Here is a 20,828-nt window from a genome sequence, read left to right as displayed (position 1 = left end):
AGGCGGCCCCGGCTAGCCGGCCGCCACCGCCTCGACGCCGGCCAGTTCGGCCAGCACGTCGCTTTCGCGCGCCCACCAGAATTCGGGGTACTCGATCTGCCGGTGCGTTCGCTCGTTGCGGAAGTGGCCGTCGAGCGGATCGTAGACATGAAGATCGGCCGTCAGAATGGGCGGCTCGTTATGCGGGTCACGCGAGTTTCCCGGCAGTGCAATCAGGCACGAGCACATCTGCCGAGGACACTCGGTATGGGGATGCCACAGTTTTAGACGGCACATTGCACTAGAATTGGGCGTCCAATGGGATGCGCAGCGGATTGCCCTGTCCATGACCAGAACGGGATAATTGCGGACGAACGCACGGCCTTGGGACAAGGCCGTGCCACTCGAAACGTTCGCCTCACATGTGGGCCGAACGAGGAAGTCTTGCCATCCACGGGCACCGGCGGCCCCACCCGGCGTGGATGAGGCGGTCGCAAGGCAATGCCCCGTGGTAGCGATTACAACTGGGCAGCGAATGAATACTGATGGAATTTTTCTACCATGTCAACCGATTTGGTAGAACAAATCAACCTCCGGTTACGCGAAGAAATTGCACGCGCCGGACTCACACTTGCTGCCGCGGCCCGCGCTGCCGGCGAGGCGTCCCCGCAGCGGATGAAAGACGTCGCTGCCGGCAAGCAGCGCTGCCCCATCGACCTGCTGGCCCGGCTCGACGGCACGGGGATCGACGTACTTTATGTACTGACGGGCCGCCGCGGCCCAGGCAACCGCCCCATATCCGCAACATTCAGTGCCGACGAAGACATCCTCATTGACACCTTCCGCGCCACCACACCGGCCGGTCGGACAGCACTGACCTCGGTGGCGCGCGCATTGCAGGAAGCCGGCAACCCTACGCGCACGTGACGTGCCGCGCCTAACCCGCCTTGCGCCGTTCGGCGAAGTCGATGGGCACCGCACGCTGGCGCCGCTCCACCAGCGGCTGGGAGCGCTCCGCGCGGGCCGGCGCGATGCCGGTCAGCGCGCTCATGTCGGCCTGGGCGTTGGCCAGGATGGCGTACCAGTCCCGCACCATGCCCGCCAGACGTGCCGCACCGGCATGATCGAGCACTTCGACCCCACGGGCAGCGGACTGGTCCGGGTTGGCATCCTGATGAGCCTGCATGGCCGCGATGGCCACGTCCGACATGTCGCTGGCAATCCGCGTGAGCCGCGCGCGCAGGGCCAGATTGAGCGTATTCAGGCGCACGATGGTCCGCATCGTCAGCGCAGGAGTCGCGCCGGCCGCGCGCTGCGCCCGCCACTGGCACGCCTCGCCGCCGCCGTTGCCGCCCGCGTCCTGCCACGCCTGCGCCGCGGCCAGTTGCCGGTCCCAGGACGGCGCGCGGACGCCGCCGTCCTCGAAGGGCGGGAACAGCCCGCCGTCCGTGCCGCCCGCCCAATCGCGTGCATCCTTGTTCGCATGCATGATCTTCTCCTCTCCGGTTTCCTTATGGGCCTCGCACCGGGTCGTGCAGACGCCGACGCGGGTCCTTGAAGGATAGGCGAGCACGGGACGTTTTTCCCCGACCGTTACCATCGTGCCGGCGGGCGGGATATCCGCGCGGCCCGGCGTTGTCTATCGTGCAAGTGCGTCACCCGCGGAGTCGCCCGATGAGCCACAAACACCTGAGCCTGCTGCGCGCGATCTTCCAGGATCCGATCAGCGGCAACATCCACTGGCGCGAGATCGAGTCGCTGCTGCATCACGTGGGCGCGACGATAGAACCCTCCCACGGCGCGCGCTTCCGCGTGATGCTGAACGGCGTGGAAGGTTTTCTGCACCAGCCCCATCACGGCGGCACCTTCTCGAAGCAGGACGTCAAGCTGCTGCGCGAGTACCTGGCGCACGCCGGGGTCACCCTGTCGCGCTACGAGGAAGCCAGCCGCGGCTGAAGGCGGCGGGGAGCATTCCTTCGTCGTGGGCTTTTGCGATAATCGGGGGTGGCGTTCCATCCCCCGCTTTCCATCCCTCGAAACCCTGGTGCCCCATGAATCCCAAACGCGTCGTACTCGTCGGCGGTTCCGGCTTTATCGGAAGCGCGCTGGCCAACCGGCTGTGCGAGGCCGGAATCGAAGTCCTGGTGCCCACCCGGCGGCGCAGCCGGGCGGGGCATCTGCTGTTGCTGCCCACGGTGGAGGTGGTCGAGGCCGACGTGTTCGACCCGGCCGCGCTGGCCGGCCTGTTCGCCGGCGCGGATGCGGTGGTGAACCTGGTCGGCGTGCTGCATTCGCCGCGGGGCCGGCCCTGGGGCAAGGCCTTCGAACGTGCCCACGTGGAGTTGCCGCGCCGCATCGTCGCCGCCTGCGTGGCGGCCGGTGTGGCACATCTGGTACACATCAGCGCACTGGGTGCCGACCCGCAGGGGCCGTCCGAGTACCAGCGCTCCAAGGCCGCCGGCGAAGCGGCGGTGCGGGAGGCCGGCTGCGCGTGGACCCTCCTGCGGCCCTCGGTGGTGTTCGGCCGCGGCGACCGCTTCCTCAACCTGTTCGCCCATCTCGCGCGCCTGTTCCCGCTGCTGCCCCTGGCCGGCGCGCGCACGCGCTTCCAGCCGGTGTGGGTGGAGGACGTGGCCGAAGTGGTGTGGCGCAGCCTCGTGGAGCCGGCCGCCGCCGGGCAGACATACGAGGTCGCCGGCCCGCAGGTCTATACGCTGCGCGAGTTGGTGAAGTACGTGTCGACGCTCGTCGGCAGGCCGCGCATCGTGATCGCGTTGCCCGAAGCGCTCGCGCTGCTGCAGGCGTGGCTGATGGAGTTCGCCCCGCAGCCGCTGATGAGCCGCGACAACGTGCGCTCCCTGCGGGTGGACAATGTCGCCGCCGGCGCGCCGCTGCCCTTCGGCCTGCAGCCCACGCCGCTGGAGGCGGTGGCGCCCGGCTGGCTCGCCGGCGCCAACCTGCGCCGGCAGTTCTACCCCTTCCGCCGCAACGCCAACCGGATCGGCCGCTGATGCGCTGCTACGTGGTGGGCGGCGCGATCCGCGACGAACTGCTCGGCCTGCCGGTGCAGGACCGGGACTGGGTGGTGGTGGGCGCCACGCCGGAGGAGATGCTCGCCCGCGGCTTCCGCCCGGTGGGCAAGGACTTCCCGGTGTTCCTGCATCCCGAGACCCAGGAGGAGTACGCGCTGGCGCGCACCGAGCGCAAGACCGGGCGCGGCTACAAGGGCTTCGCCTTCCACACCGCACCGGACGTGACGCTGGAAGACGACCTGGTGCGCCGCGACCTCACCATCAACGCCATGGCCCGCGACGAGGACGGCACGCTGGTGGACCCCTACGGCGGCCGGGCCGATCTGGCCGCGCGCGTGTTCCGCCACGTGAGCCCGGCCTTCGCCGAAGACCCGGTGCGCATCCTGCGCGTGGCGCGCTTCGCCGCGCGCTTCGACGGCTTCACGCTGGCCCCCGAGACCCTGGCGCTGATGTGCGCGATGGTGGACGAGGGCGAGGTGGACCACCTGGTGCCCGAGCGCGTGTGGCAGGAATTCGCCCGCGGGCTGATGGAAGCCGCCCCTTCCCGCATGATCCGCGTGCTGCGCGAGTGCGGCGCGCTGGCGCGCATCCTGCCGGAGCTGGACCGCCTGTTCGGCGTGCCCCAGCCGGAGCAATACCACCCCGAGATCGACACCGGCGACCACGTGCTGCGCGTCATCGACCGCGCCGCCGCCACCGCCCAGCCGCTGCCGGTGCGCTGGGCCTGCCTGCTGCACGACCTGGGCAAGGGCGACACGCCGGCCGACATCCTGCCCCACCACTACGGCCACGAGGCGAGGAGCGCACGCCGCGCGCGGGAGGTGTCCGAACGCCTGAAGGCGCCCTCCGACTGCCGCGAACTGGCCGAACTGGTGGCCCGCGAGCATGGCATCGTCGGCCACGTGGACGAACTGCGGCCGGGCACCGTGGTGCAGGTGCTCGAACGGGCCGACGCCCTGCGCCGCCCGGAACGCTTCGAACTGCTGCTGTCCGCCTGCGCCTGCGACGCCCAGGGCCGGCCCGGCTACGAGACGCGGGACTATGCGCCCGCCCCCCGCTGGCGCGCGGCCCTCGCTGCGGTGCAGGGCGTGGATGCGGGCGCCACCGCGCGTGCCTGCGAAGACCGCGCGCAGATCCCGCAGCGCATCCACGCCGCGCGCGTGGCGGCGGTCAAGGCTCTGCCGGCCGTCACTCCACGGTGATGACGATACGCGGCGACATCACCGGCGGGTCGTGGGGCACGTGCAGGTGATCGCCGAGCAGGAGCTGCAGTTCGTGCCGCCCCGGCGGCAGGTCCAGCTTGACCTCGGTCTGGCCGCCGCCGAAGTGCAGGTGCTGCGCGTCGGCCGGCACCGGCTGGTCGAGCGGCGGCAGCGGCGCATCGACGATCAGGTGGTGGTGGCCGGTCTTGGCCATTTCCACACCGGCCGGGGCCACGCCCATGCCGCGCAGGCCGAAGCGCACGACCACCGGATTGCGCACGGTCGCACCGTCGGCCGGGGCGATGAAGTAGAGTTCCACGCCCTCCGGCGCGGGCGTGCGCGCAGCCGCCGGCGAGGCCAGCGCGACAAGCAGGGCGGCCAGCGCGAGTAGCGCGCACCGGCCGGCGAACGGGTTGTTTCCGCTTTTCATGATCGGGTCTCCTGTCGGGTTGGGGAGACGGTCTTCGGCATTCTTGTCGTCCGCTCCCGCTGCAGTATAGACAGGCGCCACGGCAGGCCGCCGGCTTGATCGGCGCACCGCTTTGGCGCACAGTTCGGCCATCGCCGGCCGAACCCCGGAGCATCCATGGCCACCGCACTCTTCCCCCGCACGCCGCGCCTGGACGGCACCGACCCGGAAGCGAAGCGCGCCGAAATCCTGCGCTGTTTCCACGCCACCTTCGACCGCTACGAGTCGCTGTTCGGCCTGCTCGCCGACGACGAGGCCTACTACCGCAAGCCCATCAGCCTGCGCCATCCGCTGATCTTCTACCTGGGCCACACCGCCACCTTCTTCATCAACAAGCTCGTGCTTGCCGGGCTGGTGGACAAACGCCTCGACCCCCGCCTGGAGTCCATGTTCGCCGTCGGTGTGGACGAGATGAGTTGGGACGACCTGGACGACGCCCGCTACGACTGGCCGCCCGTCGCAGCGGTATGGGACTACCGCCGCAAGGTGCGCGAGACCGTGGACCGGGTGATCCGCGCGACGCCCCTCGTCCTGCCCATAGGCTGGGACAACCCCTTCTGGGCCGTGCTGATGGGCATCGAGCACGAGCGCATCCACCTGGAGACCTCCTCGGTGCTGATGCGCCAGCACGCGCTGCGCTACGTTCGCCCGCAGCCGGACTGGCAGCCCTGCCGCGACAGCGGTCCCGCCCCCGGCAACGCGCTGGTGGACATCCCCGCCGGCCAGGTGCACCTGGGGCGGGACTTCGACGATCCCTACTACGGCTGGGACAACGAGTACGGCCGCCACGAGACCGAGGTGCCCGCCTTCCGGGCCGCCAGATACCTCGTCAGCAACGCCGAATTCCTCGCCTTCGTCGAGGCCGGCGGCTATGCCGACGACGACCTGTGGGATGAGGAAGGTCTGGGCTGGCGGCGCTTCGTCCGCGCCGAACACCCCACCTTCTGGGTGCCCGACGGCGGCGGCTGGCGCCTGCGCCTGCTGGCCGAGGAAGTGCCCATGCCCTGGGACTGGCCCGTGGAGACCAACTGCCACGAGGCACGCGCCTTCTGTCGCTGGAAGGCGCGGGAAACCGGCCTGCCGGTGCGCCTGCCGAGCGAGGACGAATGGCACCGCCTGTACGACCACGCCGGGCTCGCCGACGTGCCGGCGGATGCCCCGGCAGCGGCCAACCTGCACCTGGACCACTGGGCGTCGAGCTGTCCGGTGACGCGCTTTCCCCACGGCGAGTTGTTCGACGTGGTGGGCAACGTGTGGCAATGGTGCGAGACGCCCACCTATCCCTTCGACGGCTTCGCCGTGCATCCGCTGTACGACGACTTCACCACGCCCACCTTCGACGGCCGCCACAACATGATCAAGGGCGGCGCGTGGATCTCCGCCGGCAACGAGGCGCGCCACGTCTCCCGCTACGCCTTCCGCCGCCACTTCTTCCAGCACGCGGGCTTCCGCTACGTAGTCAGCGCGGCGCCGGTCGCCCAGCCGGGTTCCCTGTACGAAACCGACGCCCTGCTCGCCCAATACGCCGAATTCCACTACGGCGACGAATACTTCGGCGTGCCCAACTTCCCGCAGGCGGTGGCCCGCATCGCGCTTGACGCCTTCGCCCGCCACCACGGCGGCCCCGCCGGCCGCGCCCTGGACCTGGGCTGCGCCACCGGCCGGGCCAGCTTCGAGCTGGCGCGCCGTTTCGAGGCGGTGGAAGGGGTGGATTTCTCCGCCCGCTTCATCCAGACCGGCGTGCAGTTGCAGGACAACGGCGTGCTGCGCTACACCCTGCTCGACGAAGGCGAACTCGTCAGCTACCGCGAACGCCGCCTGGATGCGCTGGGGCTGGCCGGGGTCGCCCGCAAGGTCGCCTTCTGGCAGGGCGACGCCTGCAACCTGAAGCCCGTCTTCACCGCCTACGACCTCATCCTCGCCGCCAACCTGATCGACCGCCTGTACGCCCCGCGCCGCTTCCTCGCCCATGTGCACCAACGCCTCAACCCCGGCGGCCTGCTGGTGCTCGCCTCGCCCTACACCTGGCTGGAGGAGCACACCAGGCGCGAGGAGTGGCTGGGCGGCTTCAAGAAGGACGGGGAATCCCACACCACGCTGGACGGCCTGAAGGACCTGCTGGGCGAACGCTTCGACCTGGTCGAAGGCCCGCGGGACGTGCCTTTCGTGATCCGCGAGACGCGGCGCAAGTTCCAGCACACGCTGTCGGAACTCACCGTGTGGAGAAAACGGGGCTAGGCCGCAGGCCCGCCGGAGGTTGGGCGGCCGGCCCGGGCGGGGTTCCCGAAGCCGTCTCGTTGCTCCGCCCACTTCAGAAGTGCATCCAGCGCGGGGCACAGCGCCTGCCCCCACTCCGTCAGCCGGTACTCGACCTTGGGAGGAACCTGCGGATAGAGCTTGCGTGCCACGATCCCGTCGGCCTCCAGTTGCCGCAACTGCTGGGCCAGCATCTTCTGGGATATCCCCGGGATGAGCTTCTCGAAGTCCGAATAGCGCTGCACTTTGCCGCCGAAGAGATGGAACAGGATGACCAGTTTCCATCGCCCCTCCAGCAACCGGAGCACTTCCTCCACGCCGACCGCAGCGGTCGCGGGCGTATAGACCTTTATCACAGGTATGTAACTTACTTTTCGGTGCGTTCTTGATGGAAGGTGAGTCTATGCGGAAAATTCAGGTACCGCAATTTCCTTCCAGGAGTCACGACCATGGCCATTCCACTGCCTGAATCCATTGCCACTTACTTCGAGGTCGGCAATGGCGCAGACGATACCCGGCTCGCCGGTTGCTTTGCCCAGGACGCCGTCGTGCTGGATGAAGGGCGCACGCATCGGGGGCACGAAGCCATCCGGTCCTGGCTGCGAGCGGCCCGGCGGAAGTATGAATACAGCGTCGAACCGCTGGAGGTATCGCAGCGGGGAGAGTGCGTGACGGTCGCCGCCAGAGTCACCGGCAACTTTCCCGGCAGCCCGGTTCAGCTCCAGCACGTCTTCCAGTTGGCCGGCGACAGGATCCAGTCCCTGGAGATCCACTGATCCACGTGGATCTGGAACTGGAGTCGGAATCCGGATTCATTCCGCCGCCAGGGCACCGCCCCCGTCCAGCCAGCGCCGGCCCCCGTCGGCCAGCGCGTAGAGCCGCCACGGACCTTCGTCCGTCCGCCCGCACAGACCGTAGCGGAAGGGCTGGTGGTCGCGCTGGGGGATGTCGAAACGCAGGTCGCGGAAGCCTGCGCACTGCTGGCCGTCAGGGGTTTCGGCAGCGGCATGGTCGAGCACCGGGAACATGGCGAACCAGCGGAAGAAGGCGAAGCCGTCGGCCGCCCACACGTTGCGCGCCAGGCCCTGCGCTGCGCCGTTGCCGAATTTCGGCACGCGCGTCCATTCGGCCAGATGCACGGGCTGGTAGGGCGCGGAAAAGCGGCGGATGAAGTGGTCGTCCGGCCCGGCCGCGAGGGGCTCGCGGCGCCGGGTGTTGAGATGGGCGACGTGGTAGTCGGCACCGTCGAACAGGATCACGGTCCAGTTGAACGGCGAGGCCGGGCGCGGAGCGGCGTCGAGCTCCACGACGGGCACGCCGTGGGCGGCGGCGTAGGCGCGGCCGGCGTCCAGGGCCTCGCCGCGTCCCACCCAACTGATCCCGACCCAGCCGGCCACGCCCGCGAGCGCCAGCGCGGCCGGCACGCGGCTGCTCCGCCACAGGGCGCTGGCGGCGAGGCCGCCGAGCAGGAGGCCGGAGATCACCAGGTCGATGATGAAGGTGGTGCCCAGGCCGAAGCGCCGGTCGGAGAACGGGGCCAGCATCATGGTGCCGAACTGGGTGATCCAGTCGCCGGCGATGTGGATCAGCAACCCGCCCAGCGCCACCGGGTAGAAGGCCCGCCAGGGCCGCGTCCCGTCCCGTGCGAGGCGGCTGATGCCCGCCATCAGCCAGGCGAGCAGCAGCGCCCACAGCGGGGCCATCAGCACGGAATGGGTCACGCCGCGATGACCGCGCAGGTAGGCGATCTCGGAGACGTAGCCGAGGACGAAGTCGATGTCCGGAAAGGCTGCCGCGGCGGTACCGGCCAGCACCGCCTGCGCCACGCGCAGGCGGCCGGGATGCGCCGCATGCCCGGGGCGGACCATGAGGCGCCCGAGCACGGCGCCGGACAGGGCATGGGTCAGGGTGTCCATGGTGGCTTGGAGAGAAAGGCAGGCCCGGCGTTCGGCAGTGGGAGCAGCCTTGCGCCAGACGCCTACTGCCAGCCGCCTCCGAGCACTTTGTACACCGTCACCCGGTTGGCCGCATCCGCCAGCCGTGCGGCGATCAGCTCCTGCTCGGCGCCGTACAGCGTGCGCTGCGCATCGAGCAGCACCAGGAAGCTGTCCACGCCGGCGCGGTAGCGCGCCTCGGACAGGCGGTGGCTTTCCAGCGCCGCCGCCTGCAGCCCGCGCCGGGCGTCGAGCTGTTCGCCCAGCGTAGCGCGTTCGGCCAGCGCATCGGCCACCTCGCGGAAGGCGCCCTGGATGGCGCGCTCGTACTCGGCCACGGTGATGTCGCGGCGCACTTCGGCCAGATCGAGATTGGCCGTCAGGCGGCCGGCCTCGAAGATGGGTAGCGTGAGCTGGGGCAGGAAGCTCCAAGCGCGCGAGCCGCCTTCGAACAGGCCGCCGAGTTCGGCGCTGGCCGTTCCCGTGCTCGCGGTCAGCGTGATGCGCGGGAAGAAGGCCGCGCGCGCCGCGCCGATGTTGGCGTTGGCCGCGCGCAGGCGGTGCTCGGCGGCGACGATGTCGGGACGGCTCACGAGCACGTCGGCGGGCGTGCCGGCAGGCAGTTCGGCCAGGCGCGTGGCCGCCACGTCCAGGCCGGCCGGCAGCAGCTCGGCGGGCACGGCACGGCCCGTCAGCAGCGCCAGCGCGTTTTCCGCGCGCGCCGCGCTGCTCTCGAAGGCCGCGGCATCGGCGCGCGCGCTCTCCATCTCACCCCGGGTCTGATGCAGGTCGAGGGCCGAGACGGCACCGGCCTCGAAGCTGGCGCGGGTCAGGTCGTAGGCCTTGCGCCGGGTTTCCAGCGTGCGCCGGGCCAGGTCCAGGCGCTCGCGGTCGGCCGCCACCTGCAGCCAGGCGGTGGCCACCTCGGTGACCAGGGCGATGTGCGCGCTGCGATGCGCCTCCTCGCTGGCCAGATACTGTTCCAGCGCGGCATCGCGCAGGCTGCGTACGCGGCCGAAGAAATCCAGTTCCCAACTGGCGATGCCCGCCGAGACGCCATACTGGCGGCTGACCATGGATTCGCCGCTGGTGTTGAGGTCGCCCGGCACGCGCTGGGCGTTCTGGCTGGCGGTGAGGCCCAGGGAGGGGAACTGGTCGGCGCGCTGGATGCGGTACTGGGCGCGGGCCTGCTCGATGTTGAGCACGGCCACGCGCAGGTCGCGGTTGTGTTCCAGCGCCAGTTCGACGACGCGGCGCAGGCGCTCGTCGGCGAGGAAGTCGCGCCAACCGATGTCGGCGGCCGCCGCGGCGCCGCTCTCCGCGGCGGGGGCGTAGGCCCACGCGGCGGGCACCGGCGCGGCGGGGCGCTGATAGTCCGGCGCCAGCGTGGTGCAGGCGCCCGTGCCCAAAGTGACAAGGGCGAGGGCAAGAATACGAAGCTTGTTCATCAGCGGGCCTCCCCGGTCTGCGCGGCCGGCGCGTCGGTGGCCGGCTTGTCCTTGAAGATGCGCTTGATCACCACGTAGAACAGCGGGATGAAGAAGATTCCAAGCGCGGTGGCCGCGATGGTGCCGCCGAGCACGCCGGTGCCGATGGCGTTCTGGCTGCCGGAACCGGCACCGGTGGCGATGGCCAGCGGCAGCACGCCCAGGCCGAAGGCGAGCGAGGTCATCAGGATGGGACGCAGACGCATGCGCACCGCCTCCAGCGTGGCCTCGATCAGTGGCTTGCCTTCCTCTTCCATCTGCGCCTTGGCGAACTCCACGATCAGGATGGCGTTCTTGGCCGACAGGCCGATGGTGGCGAGCAGGCCGACCTGGAAGTAAACGTCGTTGGGCAGGCCGCGGCTGACCGCCGCCGCCACCGCGCCGATCACGCCCAGGGGCACCACCAGCATCACCGAGAAGGGCACCGACCAGCTCTCGTACAGCGCCGCCAGGCACAGGAACACCACCAGCAGCGAGAGCGCATACAGGGCGGGTGCCTGGGAGCCGGAACGACGCTCCTCGAAGGACATGCCCGTCCATTCGTAGCCGACGCCCGGCGGCAGCTTGGCGATGGCTTCCTCCACGGCCTTCATCGCCTCGCCGGAGGATACGCCGGGTGCGCCCTGGCCCTGGATCTGCACCGCCGACTGGCCGTTGTAGCGTTCCAGGCGAGGCGACCCGAAGGCCCAGCGCCCGGTGGCGAAGGCCGACAGGGGCACCATTTCGCCGTCCCGGTTGCGCACGTACCACTTGGAGAAGTCTTCCGGCGCCATGCGGCCGTCGGCATCCGACTGCAGATAGACTTTCTTGATGCGGCCGCGGTCGAGGAAGTCGTTGATGTAGCTGCCGCCCCAGGCTGTGGACAGGGTGGAATTGATGTCAGCCACCGTGACACCCAGCGCACCGGCCTTGGCGTGGTCGATGTCGAGCACGTATTCCTGCATGTCCTCCTGGCCGTTGGGCCGCACCGCCACCAGCCGCTTGTCCTGGGCCAGCATGCCGAGCAACTGGTTGCGGGCGGCGATCAGGGCATCGTGGCCCATGCCGACGCGGTCCTGCAGATAGAAGTCGAAACCGTTGGAGGTGCCCAGTTCCAGCACCGCGGGCGGCACGAAGGCGAACACCATGGCCTCGCGGATCTGCGAGAACGCCGCCATGGCGCGCCCGGCCACGGTCTGGACCTTGCCCGCCACGCCTTTGCGCTCATCCCAGTCGCGCAGGTGGATGAAGCCGATGGCCATGTTCTGGCCGCTGCCGGCGAAGCTGAAGCCGGCCACGGTGAAGATGGACTTGACGTAGTCCTTCTCGGTTTCGAGGAAGTGGTGTTCGACCTTCTCCAGCACTTCCAGGGTGCGCTCCTGGGTCGCGCCCGCCGGCAGCATCACCTGGGTGAACATCACGCCTTGGTCTTCTTCCGGAAGGAAGGAGGTCGGCATGCGCGTGAAAAGGAAGCCGAGGGCGAGGACGATGACCACATAGATCAGCAGGAAACGGCCGGTGCGATGCACGATGCGGCCGACGGCCGATTCGTAGCGCCGGGTGTTGCGCGCGAACATGCCGTTGAACCAGTGGAAGAAACCGGCGAACCAGCCGCCTTCGGAAGCCTCATGGCCCTTGGCGACGGGCTTCAGCATGGTGGCGCACAGCGCCGGGGTGAACACGATGGCCACCAGCACGGACAGGCCCATCGCCGAGACGATGGTGATGGAGAACTGGCGGTAGATCACGCCGGTGGAGCCGCCGAAGAAGGCCATGGGCACGAACACCGCCGACAGCACCAGGCCGATGCCCACCAGCGCCCCGGTGATCTGGCCCATGGATTTCTTGGTGGCTTCCTTGGGCGAGAGCCCTTCCTCGGTCATGATGCGCTCGACGTTCTCGACCACGACGATGGCGTCGTCCACCAGCAGGCCGATGGCGAGCACCACGCCGAACATGGTGAGCGTGTTGATCGAGAAGCCGAAGGCCGCCATCAGCGCGAAGGTGCCCAGCAGCACCACCGGTACGGCGATGGTGGGGATCAGCGTGGCGCGGAAGTTCTCCAGGAACAGGAACATCACCAGGAACACCAGGATGACGGCCTCGATCAGGGTCTTCACCACCTCCTCGATGGAGAGCCTGACGAAAGGCGTGGTGTCGTAGGGCGTGACCACCTCCACCCCTTCCGGGAAGTAGCGCGCCATGTCGGCCACCGCCGCACGCACCGCGTCGGCGGTGTCCAGCGCATTGGCGCCCGAGGCGAGCTTGATGCCGATGCCGGCGGCCGGCTGGCCGTTGTAGCGCCCGGTGAAGCCGTAGTTCTCGGCGCCGATCTCGACCCTGGCCACGTCGCGCAGACGCACCTCGCCGCCCTGCGTGGAACTGCGCAGCAGGATGTTCTCGAACTGGTCGACCGTCTGCAGCCGGCTCTGGGCGGTGATCGAGGCGGTGAAACCCTGGCCCGGCCGCGCAGGCGTGCCGCCCAACTGGCCGGCCGATACCTGGGTGTTCTGCGTCTCGAGCGCGGCGCGCACGTCCGCAGGCATCAGCTTGTACTTGTTGAGCTTGTCCGGATCGAGCCAGACGCGCATGGCGTACTGGGAGCCGAACACCTGCACCTCGCCGACGCCGGTCACACGCGACAGGGGGTCCTGCACGGTGGAGGCGAGGAAGTCCGACAGGTCGTTGGCGGTCAGGCTGCCGTCCTCGGACACGAAGCCCAGCACCATCAGGAAGTTGCGGGTGGATTTGGCCACCTGCACGCCCTGCTCCTGCACTGCCTGGGGCAGGAGCGGCAGCGCCATCTGCAGCTTGTTCTGCACCTGCACCTGGGCGATGTCCGGATCGGTGCCGGCATCGAAGGTGAGGGTGACGGTGACGCGGCCGTAGGAGTCGGACGTGGAGTTCATGTAGAGCAGGCCGTCCAGCCCGGTCATCTTCTGCTCGATGACCTGGGTGACGGAATCCTCCACCGCCTTGGCGGTGGCACCGGGGTAGGTGGCGTTGATGGCGACCTGCGGGGGCGCGATCGCCGGGTACTGGGCGACCGGCAGTTCCAGGATGGACAGAGCGCCGGCCAGCATGATGACGATGGCGATGACCCACGCGAAGATGGGCCGGTCGATGAAGAAGCGGGCCATGGTTCAGACCCTCAGTTGGCCGCGGGGGCGGCAGGCGTGGCGGGCGTGCCGGCGACCTGCACCTGGGCGCCGGGGCGCACGCGCTGCAGGCCCTCGACGATGACCCGCTCGCCGGGGGCCAGCCCCTCGCTCACGACCCACTTGTCGCCCAGCGAACGCTCGGCCCTGACCACGCGCGCCTCGACCGTGTTTTCGCCGTTCACCACCATCACCAGGGCATTGCCCTTCGCATCGCGGCTCACCCCGGCGTGGGGCACCAGCACCGCGCCGCTCGCCACGCCCTGCTCCAGGCGGGCGCGCACGTACATGCCGGGCAGCAACTCGCCGTTGGGGTTGGGGAACACGGCACGCAGCGTCACGCTGCCGGTGGCCTGGTCCACCGAGACTTCGGAGAAGGCGAGCCTGCCGGGAACGGCGTATTCGCTGCCGTCCTCCAGCAGCAGGCGCACCGGCAGTTCCTCGGCCGCCTTGCGCTGCACCCGGCCGCTTTCCAGATCGCGGCGCAGCTTCAGCAGTTCGGCGCTGGACTGGGTGAGGTCCACGTAGATCGGATCGAGCTGCTGGACGGTGACCAGCGCCGCAGCCTGATTGGCGGTGACCAGGGCGCCGGGGGTGACGCCCGAACGTCCGGCGCGCCCGGAGATGGGGGCGGTGACGCGGGTGAAGTCGAGATCCACCTTGGCCTTCGCCAGGGCCGCACGGGCGCTCGCCACCTCGGCCTCGGCCAGCTTGAAGGCGGCCTGCGCATCGTCGTTGGCCTGCTTGCTGACGGCCTCGATGCCGACCAGGCCGGCGAAACGCTCGGCCTTCAGCCGCGCCGCGTACAGGTTGGCCTCGGCACGCGCCAACCCAGCCTCGGCACTGTCGTGGGCGGCCTGATAGGTGGCCGGATCGATCTGATAGAGCAACTCGCCCGCCTTGACTTCGCCCCCCTCGCGGAACGGCCGCTGCTTGACGATGCCGCCCACCTGGGGCCGCACTTCGGCAATCAGGTAGGGCGCCGTGCGTCCCGGCAGTTCCAGCACCAGCGGCACCTCTCCCGCCTGGACTTCGAACACCGCCACCTGCGGTGCCGCCGCGCCGCCGGCCTGCTGCGGGGCTTGGCCCTGGCCGCAACCGGCCAGCACCACCGCACCGGTCAACGCCATCGCCAGCAATGCCGGGAACCGGCGCTCATGGATCTGCATGGAAAACCTCTCATCGATTGGGGCAGGCGTATCGGGATGTCGACTACCGGTCGCGGGGAATCGTTCTTAGAATGAACGTTCTAAATAGAACGCGCATTCTATGTTAGCCTCCAAACGCTAGCAAGCACGGATAACCCTTGCCGGCGAAATATGTATCGGAGCAACACGATGAACGCAACACCCGGCGCAAGCGGCGATTCGCCCCGCAGCGAGGCGCGCCGCGCACAAATCCTCGATGCCGCGCGGGACTGTTTCCGCCGCCAGGGCTTCCACGGCGCCAGCATCGCGCAGATCTGCAAAGAAGCGGGCATGAGCGCGGGGCACATCTACCACTACTTCGAGAACAAGGAAGCGATCATCGCGGCCATCGTCGAGCAGGATCTCGACCGCCTGCTGACCATGACCGCCCAACTGCGCGCCTCACCCGACATGCTCGAGGCCATCGCCGCCTGCACCGCCGAGGGCGTGCGCGACAACCTCGACCCGAACACCGCGTCCCTGAAGGTGGAGATCGTCGCCGAAGCCGCCCGCAATCCCCGCGTGGCGGAAATCGTCCGCGCCGCCGACCGGCGCTGCCGCGACAGCATGACCGACATCCTGCGCGAGCAGCGCCGCAGCCTCGGCCTGACCGACGACGAGGCCGGGCTCGACGCCATAGCCGAACTGTTCGCCACCATGTACGACGGATTGCTGGTGCGGGCGGTGCGCAATCCCGAGATCGCGCGGCCGGAACTGGCGGCGATGTTCCAGAAGGTCATCATGACCACGCTCACCTCGGCGGCGCACGATTCCGGCTGTCCACGCAGGGCCGCCACCCCGCGCGCGGCCGACGGTTGACCGGTTTTCGTCGACATGCGAGTCTGCCCCCTGAACTGGCAATGACAGGATTCAGGGGGCCGCTTGATTCGCCGACGCAAACGCCTTGGCTTGCGCAACTGCGCGCTGTTTGCGCTGAGCGCGCCCGCCATTGCGGCGCAGGCGGACACCGAACTCTTCTTCAGCGACCTGCCGGTGGTGGCCTCGGTCAGCCGCCTGCCGCAACGCCTGGCCGACGCGCCCACCTCGGTCACGGTGGTCGACCGCGACACCATCCGCGCCTCGGGGGCGCGCACCCTCTCCGACATCTTCCGCCTGGTACCCGGCTTCCAGACCTTCGCCGCCAGCGACGTGGCCGCGCGGGTCAATTACCACGGCGTCAGCGACGACAACGACTACTCGCCGCGCGTACAGGTGCTGGTGGACGGCCGTTCGCTGCACTCGCCGCTGTTCCGCGGCGGCATGAACTGGGCCCTGGTTCCCGTCGCCCTGGAGGACATCGAACGCATCGAGGTGGTACGCGGCTCCAACACCACCTCCTACGGCGCGAATGCCTTTCTGGGCGTCATCAACATCGTCACCGTCGACCCGGCGCTGGTGAGGGGATGGTCCGTATCCACCAACCAGGGCAGCCAGGGCGTGCACGACTACACGCTGCGCACCGGCGGCCGGTTGGGCGAAGGGGGCGACTTCCGCCTGACCTACCAGCAGACCGGCGACGACGGCCTCACGCCGCACACCGACCTGCGCTACGAGGCCAATCCGGACTGGCGGGCCGACAGCAAGACCCATCTGCTGGACCTGAGGGCCCATTTCCAGCTCGGCATCCAGGATGCGCTGGAAGTACACCTGGGACACATCATCGGCCGCGAGGTCAACGGCCGCCTGGTGACCGAAGACGACGCGGACAAGCGCGAGCGGATGGCCTACCCGATCAGGTCGAGGCCGGACGACCCGATCCGCGACTTCGACCAGTCGTCCACCTGGCTGCAACTGCGCTGGCTGCGCACGCTGTCGGACACCGCGGATTTCTCGCTGCGCTACACGCACAGCGTCGACAAGGCGGACGATTCCTTCCTCCATCCCGATCGACTGCCGCCCTATCGCAAGGTCAATGAAGTCGGCGACCGCGGCGTCCGCCACGAGATCGAGGCCCAGCACACCTTCATGCCGTTCGCCGACACCCGCCTGGTGTGGGGTGCGAGTTGGCGCTACGACACCCTGGACTCGGACACGGTGCTGTACGGGCTGGGAACCGTCAGCCGCGACGTGGGGCGCGCGTTCGCCAACGGGGAATGGAAGCCGCTGTCCTGGTTCACCGGCAACCTGGGGGTGTCCCACGAATACGACTCGCTTGCCGGCAGCCACGTGGCGCCGCGGGCCAGCACCAGCTTCCACCTGACGCCCGATCACACCATCCGCATCGGCTACGCCCGCGCCTGGCGCACCCCGGGCACGCAGGACTACAAGGCGAACTATTACTACGTGGAAACCGGCGGCGATGCCGTATCGGACTGGATGGCGAACCCCGACCTGCCGGCCGAGCGCCTGGACAGTTGGGAGCTCGCCTACCTGGGCGAATGGCGCCCATGGCGCGCAAGCCTGGACGTGCGCCATTTCCGCGAGAAGCTGTCCGACCGCCAGATGCGCCTGATCCGCACCGGCGAACAGCCGTCCGGCCTGGACAACCGGCCCTATTCGGTGCAGGCGGTGCAGGACCTGCGCATCCGCGGCTACGAATTCCAGTTCAAGTGGCAGCCTTTCGACGCCACCCGCCTGGCGCTCGGCCATGCCAGCATCCGCATCGACAACAAGAACACCGCCCTCGGCGAACGCCTGGCGCACTCGCCCGACAGCAACTACAGGTCTTCGCAGCGGGCCTACGCCGCCCTGGCCGAGGAGTCGGCGCCGCGCCGGTCCACCTCGCTGCTGCTGATGCAGAAGCTGCCCTGGGGCATCGACCTGTCGCTGGCACGCTATTGGGTCGGGGCGATGAAATGGACGCGCAATACGGAAGTCGGCAACTACAACCGCACCGACATGCGCATTGCCTGGCCCTTCGCCGTCGGCCAGCAGCGCGGCGAACTCGCCTACACCGTGCAGTCCCTGAACGGCGCGCACTTCGAACAGCGCATGCAGCGCCGGGTGGACCGCCGCCACTGGATATCGCTGCGCCTGGACCTCTGAGCGTGGTAAACGTCATGCGCGGCGCGCGGAAGCGCTTGGTGGCCGCCACGCCCGGATATAGCCTGATGACATATACCGAACGTATTTCCCGCCACCGCGCCGCATCCTCGCGCTGAACGCCGCCCCCCATGCCTTCGTGCCTTCACCGCATAATCGTGTTCGCCGCCGTGTGCCTGCTGGCCGCGCCGGCGGCGCACGCGCACGAGGTGGCGCTGGTGCTGACACAGAAAGGCGGCGCCTACGGGACGTTCGCCGAAGCACTCGCGGCCGCTGCCGGAGGCAGGCACCGCATCGAACTGGCAGGAAACCTGGAGGACGGAGTGGATGCAGCCGTGCTCGAGCGCGCCGCGGTGATCGTCGCCGCGGGCGCGCCGGCGATGGACGAGATCGCCCGCCGCGGCACCCGGCCCACGCTCGGCGTGCTGGTCGGGCGCAGCCAGTTCGACGGCCTGCGCCGGGATCTGCCGAACGCCCGCTTGTCCGCCATCGTCCTCGACCAGCCCGCTGAGCGCCACCTGGCCCTGGTGCGCGCCATCCTCCCGGATGCGCAGCGCGTCGGCATCCTGTTCGGACCGGCCAGCAGCAGCCTGGCCCCCGCCTTCGGCGACGCGGCCCGCAGCGCGGGCCTCGCCCTGGGAGGGCAGCACATCTCCACCGCCGGCGAACTGCTTCCGGCGCTCGAACGCCTGCTGGAATCGTCCGACGCCCTGCTCGCGCTGGCCGACCCGCTGGTGTCCGGCCCGACGGCGGCACGCACGCTGCTGCTCACCAGCTACCGCTATCGCCGCCCCGTGTTCGCCTATTCGCGCGCCTACGTGGAGGCCGGCGCGCTGGCAGCGGTGTTCAGCACACCGGAAGACGCGGCCCGCGAAGTGGCGGCGTGGCTGGACGGCGCGCCGCGCAGCGGCAGCCCGCAATTGCCCGACGTGCGCGCGCCGCGCGGTTTCGACATCGCCATCAACCGCCAGGTGGCGCGCGCCCTCGGCCTGGAGGTGCCGGACAATGCCGGCGTACTCGAACGCCTGCGTGGAGGAAACCGGCCATGAGGGCAGCGTTCCGCCTCACCCTGCGCCAGCGCCTGCTGCTGGTGGTGCTGCTGCCGGCCGCGCTGCTGGCCGGCGCCATCGCCGGCCTGTTCGTGGTGCGCGGCACGCAGGCCGCCGAAGGCGCGCTGCAGGAGCGCGGGCTGGCCATCGTCAGCTTCCTCGCCCCGGCGGCCGAATACGGGGTCATCTCCGGCAACCGCGGCACGCTCGGCACGCTGCTGCAGGCGGTGCTCGAACAGCGTGACGTGGCCGCCGTGGCGGTCTACGACGGCGCCGGCGAGCTGCTCGCGGTCAGCGGCCGCCCGCGCCTGGCCGCAGCGCCCCGCATCGTCGCCGCACGCAGCGCACAGATCCTCGACAAGCGCGAGCAGAGGCTCACGCTGGCCGCGCCGGTACTCGCCACCCAACTGGTGGTGGACGACCTGGACGCCGGCTACCTGAACGACCCCAACCGCCTGCCGGCGGTGCAGGCCGGCTGGGTATATGTCGAACTCGACACGCGCGCACTCGACAATGCCAAGCGTGCCATCGTGTTCACCACGCTCGCGCTCACCATCAGCGGCCTGGCGCTCACCGCCGTGCTGGCGATCCGGCTGGCACGCTCGGTCACCGGCCCCGTACGCCGGCTCGCCGACGCGGTGGGCGGCGTGGCCCAGGGCCGGCTCGACGTCAGCGTGCCGGACGACGCCGCGGTCGCCGAGCTGCGCGCCCTGCAGAGCGGCTTCAACACCATGGCGCGCGCCATCGCCGACGCCCAGCACACCCTGCAGGCGAAAGTGGACGAAGCCACCGCCCAGCTCGCCCATCAGGCGCTGCACGACCCGCTTACCGGCCTGCCCAACCGGCGCGCCTTCGAGCAGGCGCTGGAAGAGGCCGTGGCCGCCTCGCGCCGCGCCGGCGACCAAGGCGCGCTGTGCTTCATCGACCTGGACCGCTTCAAGATCGTCAACGACACCTGCGGCCATGCCGCGGGCGACGAACTGCTGCGCCGCATCGCCCGCCTGATCCGCCAGCGCGTGCGTGCCGACGACCTGATCTGCCGGGTGGGCGGAGACGAGTTCGCCCTCATCCTGCGCGGCTGCAACGCCGAGGAGGCGCTGCGCATCGCCGAGGGCCTGCGCGAAACCGTCGCCGCCTTCCGCTTCAGTTGGGACGACCGGCGCTTCTCCGTGGGCGCCAGCGTCGGCCTGGTGCGCATCGACGGCGGCCTGGACAGCGCCTCCGACGTACTGGTGGCCGCCGACCTGGCCTGCTACGCGGCCAAGAAGAGCGGCCGCAACCGCGTCATCGAGCATGGCCACGGCATGGCGGCGGGCCGCCGCCAGAGCGACCACGAGAGCGTGGACAGCCGTCCGGAAGGCATTCCCTACAGCCGCCTGGAACTGTACGGCCAACCCATCGTCACCCTCGACGGACGCCCCGTGCTGCCGTGGCACGAAGTGCTGCTGCGCGTCGCGGGCAGCGGCGACACCGTGCTCACCCCCGGCGAGCTGCTCTCCCGCCTGGAGGCCGGCAGCGCGGGCCTCGAACTCGACCTGTGGGTGGCCGAACAGGCCTGCATCCAGCTCGGACGGCAGATCGCCGGCCCCGATACGCCCCTCGGCCGCATCGGCCTCAACCTCACCCGCGCCTCCCTGAACCACCCGGGCGACTACCTGGATGCGCTCACCAGCCTGCTGCACCGCCATGCGGTCGAGCCGGAGCGCGTGGTGCTCGAATTCCCTGCCGCCGTGGCGGCCCAGTGCCCGGCCGAGGCGGCCGCCTTCGTCACCCGCGTGCGCGACCTGGGCTGCGGCGTGGCCCTCGAACAGCTCGACGGCGGCAATACCACCCTGCTCACGCTGCTGCGGCCCAACTACGCCAAGGTCAGCCTCAAGACCCTGGCCGACAACTACGGCCTGGAAGCCGGTTGCAACGTCGCCCAGGCGCTGTGCGGCATGGCGGCCGCGCTGGACATCCACGCCATCGCCTCCGAGGTCGAGGACGAACTGTTCCGCGACATGCTGCGCGACTACGGTTTCCAGTACGCCCAAGGCCTCGTCATCGCGCCGCCGGCTCCGCTCGCCGGGCTGACCGGGTAGCTCGCGCCGAGGGGCGGCGACGCACCGCCTGCC

At 69.7% G+C, this 20,828-nt stretch carries 18 protein-coding genes; 10 read left to right on the top strand and 8 right to left on the bottom strand.

Annotated features, from left to right (window positions below; translation table 11 throughout):
• Positions 1-12: 12 nt before the first annotated feature.
• Positions 13-228 (bottom strand): hypothetical protein, encoded by a 216-nt coding sequence (locus tag E6O51_RS08545; protein WP_136384553.1) that lies wholly within the window; start codon positions 226-228, stop codon positions 13-15.
• Between the two features lie 312 nt (positions 229-540).
• Between E6O51_RS08545 and E6O51_RS08540 the strand changes: the two genes are divergently transcribed.
• Complete coding sequence (locus tag E6O51_RS08540) at positions 541-906, top strand: hypothetical protein (RefSeq protein ID WP_136384552.1); 366 nt, start codon at positions 541-543, stop codon at positions 904-906.
• Between the two features lie 10 nt (positions 907-916).
• On the opposite strand, the gene E6O51_RS08535 is transcribed toward E6O51_RS08540, so the two are convergent.
• Entirely contained in the window at positions 917-1,468 is a 552-nt protein-coding gene (locus E6O51_RS08535; RefSeq protein WP_136384551.1) for a hypothetical protein, read from the bottom strand.
• A 185-nt stretch (positions 1,469-1,653) separates the two neighbouring features.
• Between E6O51_RS08535 and E6O51_RS08530 the strand changes: the two genes are divergently transcribed.
• From E6O51_RS08530 to E6O51_RS08520, 3 genes are all read left to right on the top strand, one after another.
• Positions 1,654-1,935, top strand: a complete 282-nt coding sequence (locus E6O51_RS08530; protein ID WP_136384550.1) for a type II toxin-antitoxin system HicA family toxin — start codon at positions 1,654-1,656, stop codon at positions 1,933-1,935.
• 95 nt (positions 1,936-2,030) lie between these two features.
• Positions 2,031-2,990, top strand: a complete 960-nt coding sequence (locus tag E6O51_RS08525; protein ID WP_136384549.1) for a complex I NDUFA9 subunit family protein — start codon at positions 2,031-2,033, stop codon at positions 2,988-2,990.
• Positions 2,990-4,213 (top strand): multifunctional CCA addition/repair protein, encoded by a 1,224-nt coding sequence (locus E6O51_RS08520; RefSeq protein WP_136384548.1) that lies wholly within the window; start codon positions 2,990-2,992, stop codon positions 4,211-4,213. The genes E6O51_RS08525 and E6O51_RS08520 overlap by 1 nt, the downstream gene beginning before the upstream one ends.
• Here E6O51_RS08520 and E6O51_RS08515 read toward each other — a convergent pair.
• Positions 4,200-4,643, bottom strand: a complete 444-nt coding sequence (locus E6O51_RS08515; protein ID WP_136384547.1) for a DUF4399 domain-containing protein — start codon at positions 4,641-4,643, stop codon at positions 4,200-4,202. The two genes, E6O51_RS08520 and E6O51_RS08515, sit on opposite strands and share 14 nt — an antisense overlap.
• A gap of 156 nt (positions 4,644-4,799) precedes the next feature.
• Between E6O51_RS08515 and ovoA the strand changes: the two genes are divergently transcribed.
• The gene (gene ovoA / locus E6O51_RS08510; RefSeq protein ID WP_136384546.1) at positions 4,800-6,920 is read left to right on the top strand and encodes a 5-histidylcysteine sulfoxide synthase; all 2,121 of its coding nucleotides are present in this window, start codon (positions 4,800-4,802) and stop codon (positions 6,918-6,920) included.
• On the opposite strand, the gene E6O51_RS08505 is transcribed toward ovoA, so the two are convergent.
• Positions 6,917-7,294 (bottom strand): winged helix-turn-helix transcriptional regulator, encoded by a 378-nt coding sequence (locus E6O51_RS08505; RefSeq protein ID WP_136384545.1) that lies wholly within the window; start codon positions 7,292-7,294, stop codon positions 6,917-6,919. The two genes, ovoA and E6O51_RS08505, sit on opposite strands and share 4 nt — an antisense overlap.
• 93 nt (positions 7,295-7,387) lie before the next feature.
• Here E6O51_RS08505 and E6O51_RS08500 point away from each other — a divergent pair, with 93 nt between their 5' ends.
• Positions 7,388-7,714 carry a nuclear transport factor 2 family protein gene (locus E6O51_RS08500; RefSeq protein WP_136384544.1) on the top strand — a complete coding sequence of 109 codons (327 nt, stop codon included), beginning with the start codon at positions 7,388-7,390 and terminating at the stop codon, positions 7,712-7,714.
• Between the two features lie 36 nt (positions 7,715-7,750).
• Here the strand turns inward: E6O51_RS08500 and E6O51_RS08495 are convergent, their stop codons facing one another.
• From E6O51_RS08495 to E6O51_RS08480, 4 genes are all read right to left on the bottom strand, one after another.
• Positions 7,751-8,854, bottom strand: a complete 1,104-nt coding sequence (locus E6O51_RS08495) for a metal-dependent hydrolase (protein ID WP_136384543.1) — start codon at positions 8,852-8,854, stop codon at positions 7,751-7,753.
• 62 nt (positions 8,855-8,916) lie between these two features.
• Complete coding sequence (gene adeC, locus E6O51_RS08490; protein WP_136384542.1) at positions 8,917-10,320, bottom strand: AdeC/AdeK/OprM family multidrug efflux complex outer membrane factor; 1,404 nt, start codon at positions 10,318-10,320, stop codon at positions 8,917-8,919.
• The gene (locus tag E6O51_RS08485; RefSeq protein ID WP_136384541.1) at positions 10,320-13,478 is read right to left on the bottom strand and encodes an efflux RND transporter permease subunit; all 3,159 of its coding nucleotides are present in this window, start codon (positions 13,476-13,478) and stop codon (positions 10,320-10,322) included. The genes adeC and E6O51_RS08485 overlap by 1 nt, the downstream gene beginning before the upstream one ends.
• Positions 13,479-13,489: 11 nt before the next feature.
• Positions 13,490-14,665, bottom strand: coding sequence for an efflux RND transporter periplasmic adaptor subunit (locus E6O51_RS08480; protein ID WP_136384540.1), 1,176 nt, complete (start codon positions 14,663-14,665; stop codon positions 13,490-13,492).
• A 168-nt stretch (positions 14,666-14,833) separates the two neighbouring features.
• Here E6O51_RS08480 and E6O51_RS08475 point away from each other — a divergent pair, with 168 nt between their 5' ends.
• The 4 genes from E6O51_RS08475 to E6O51_RS08460 all read left to right on the top strand — a co-directional run bounded on the left by E6O51_RS08475 (position 14,834) and on the right by E6O51_RS08460 (position 20,795).
• Entirely contained in the window at positions 14,834-15,502 is a 669-nt protein-coding gene (locus E6O51_RS08475) for a TetR/AcrR family transcriptional regulator (protein WP_230976735.1), read from the top strand.
• Positions 15,503-15,592: 90 nt separating this feature from the next.
• Positions 15,593-17,668 carry a TonB-dependent receptor plug domain-containing protein gene (locus E6O51_RS08470; RefSeq protein WP_168735226.1) on the top strand — a complete coding sequence of 692 codons (2,076 nt, stop codon included), beginning with the start codon at positions 15,593-15,595 and terminating at the stop codon, positions 17,666-17,668.
• A gap of 155 nt (positions 17,669-17,823) precedes the next feature.
• Positions 17,824-18,714 carry an ABC transporter substrate-binding protein gene (locus tag E6O51_RS08465; protein WP_230976734.1) on the top strand — a complete coding sequence of 297 codons (891 nt, stop codon included), beginning with the start codon at positions 17,824-17,826 and terminating at the stop codon, positions 18,712-18,714.
• Positions 18,711-20,795, top strand: coding sequence for a diguanylate cyclase (locus E6O51_RS08460; protein ID WP_136384536.1), 2,085 nt, complete (start codon positions 18,711-18,713; stop codon positions 20,793-20,795). The genes E6O51_RS08465 and E6O51_RS08460 overlap by 4 nt, the downstream gene beginning before the upstream one ends.
• Positions 20,796-20,828 lie beyond the last annotated feature (33 nt).

Source organism: Pseudothauera rhizosphaerae (assembly GCF_004801305.1).
Taxonomy (GTDB): Bacteria; Pseudomonadota; Gammaproteobacteria; order Burkholderiales; family Rhodocyclaceae; genus Pseudothauera; species Pseudothauera rhizosphaerae.
This window is presented reverse-complemented; position numbering and strand designations above follow the sequence as displayed.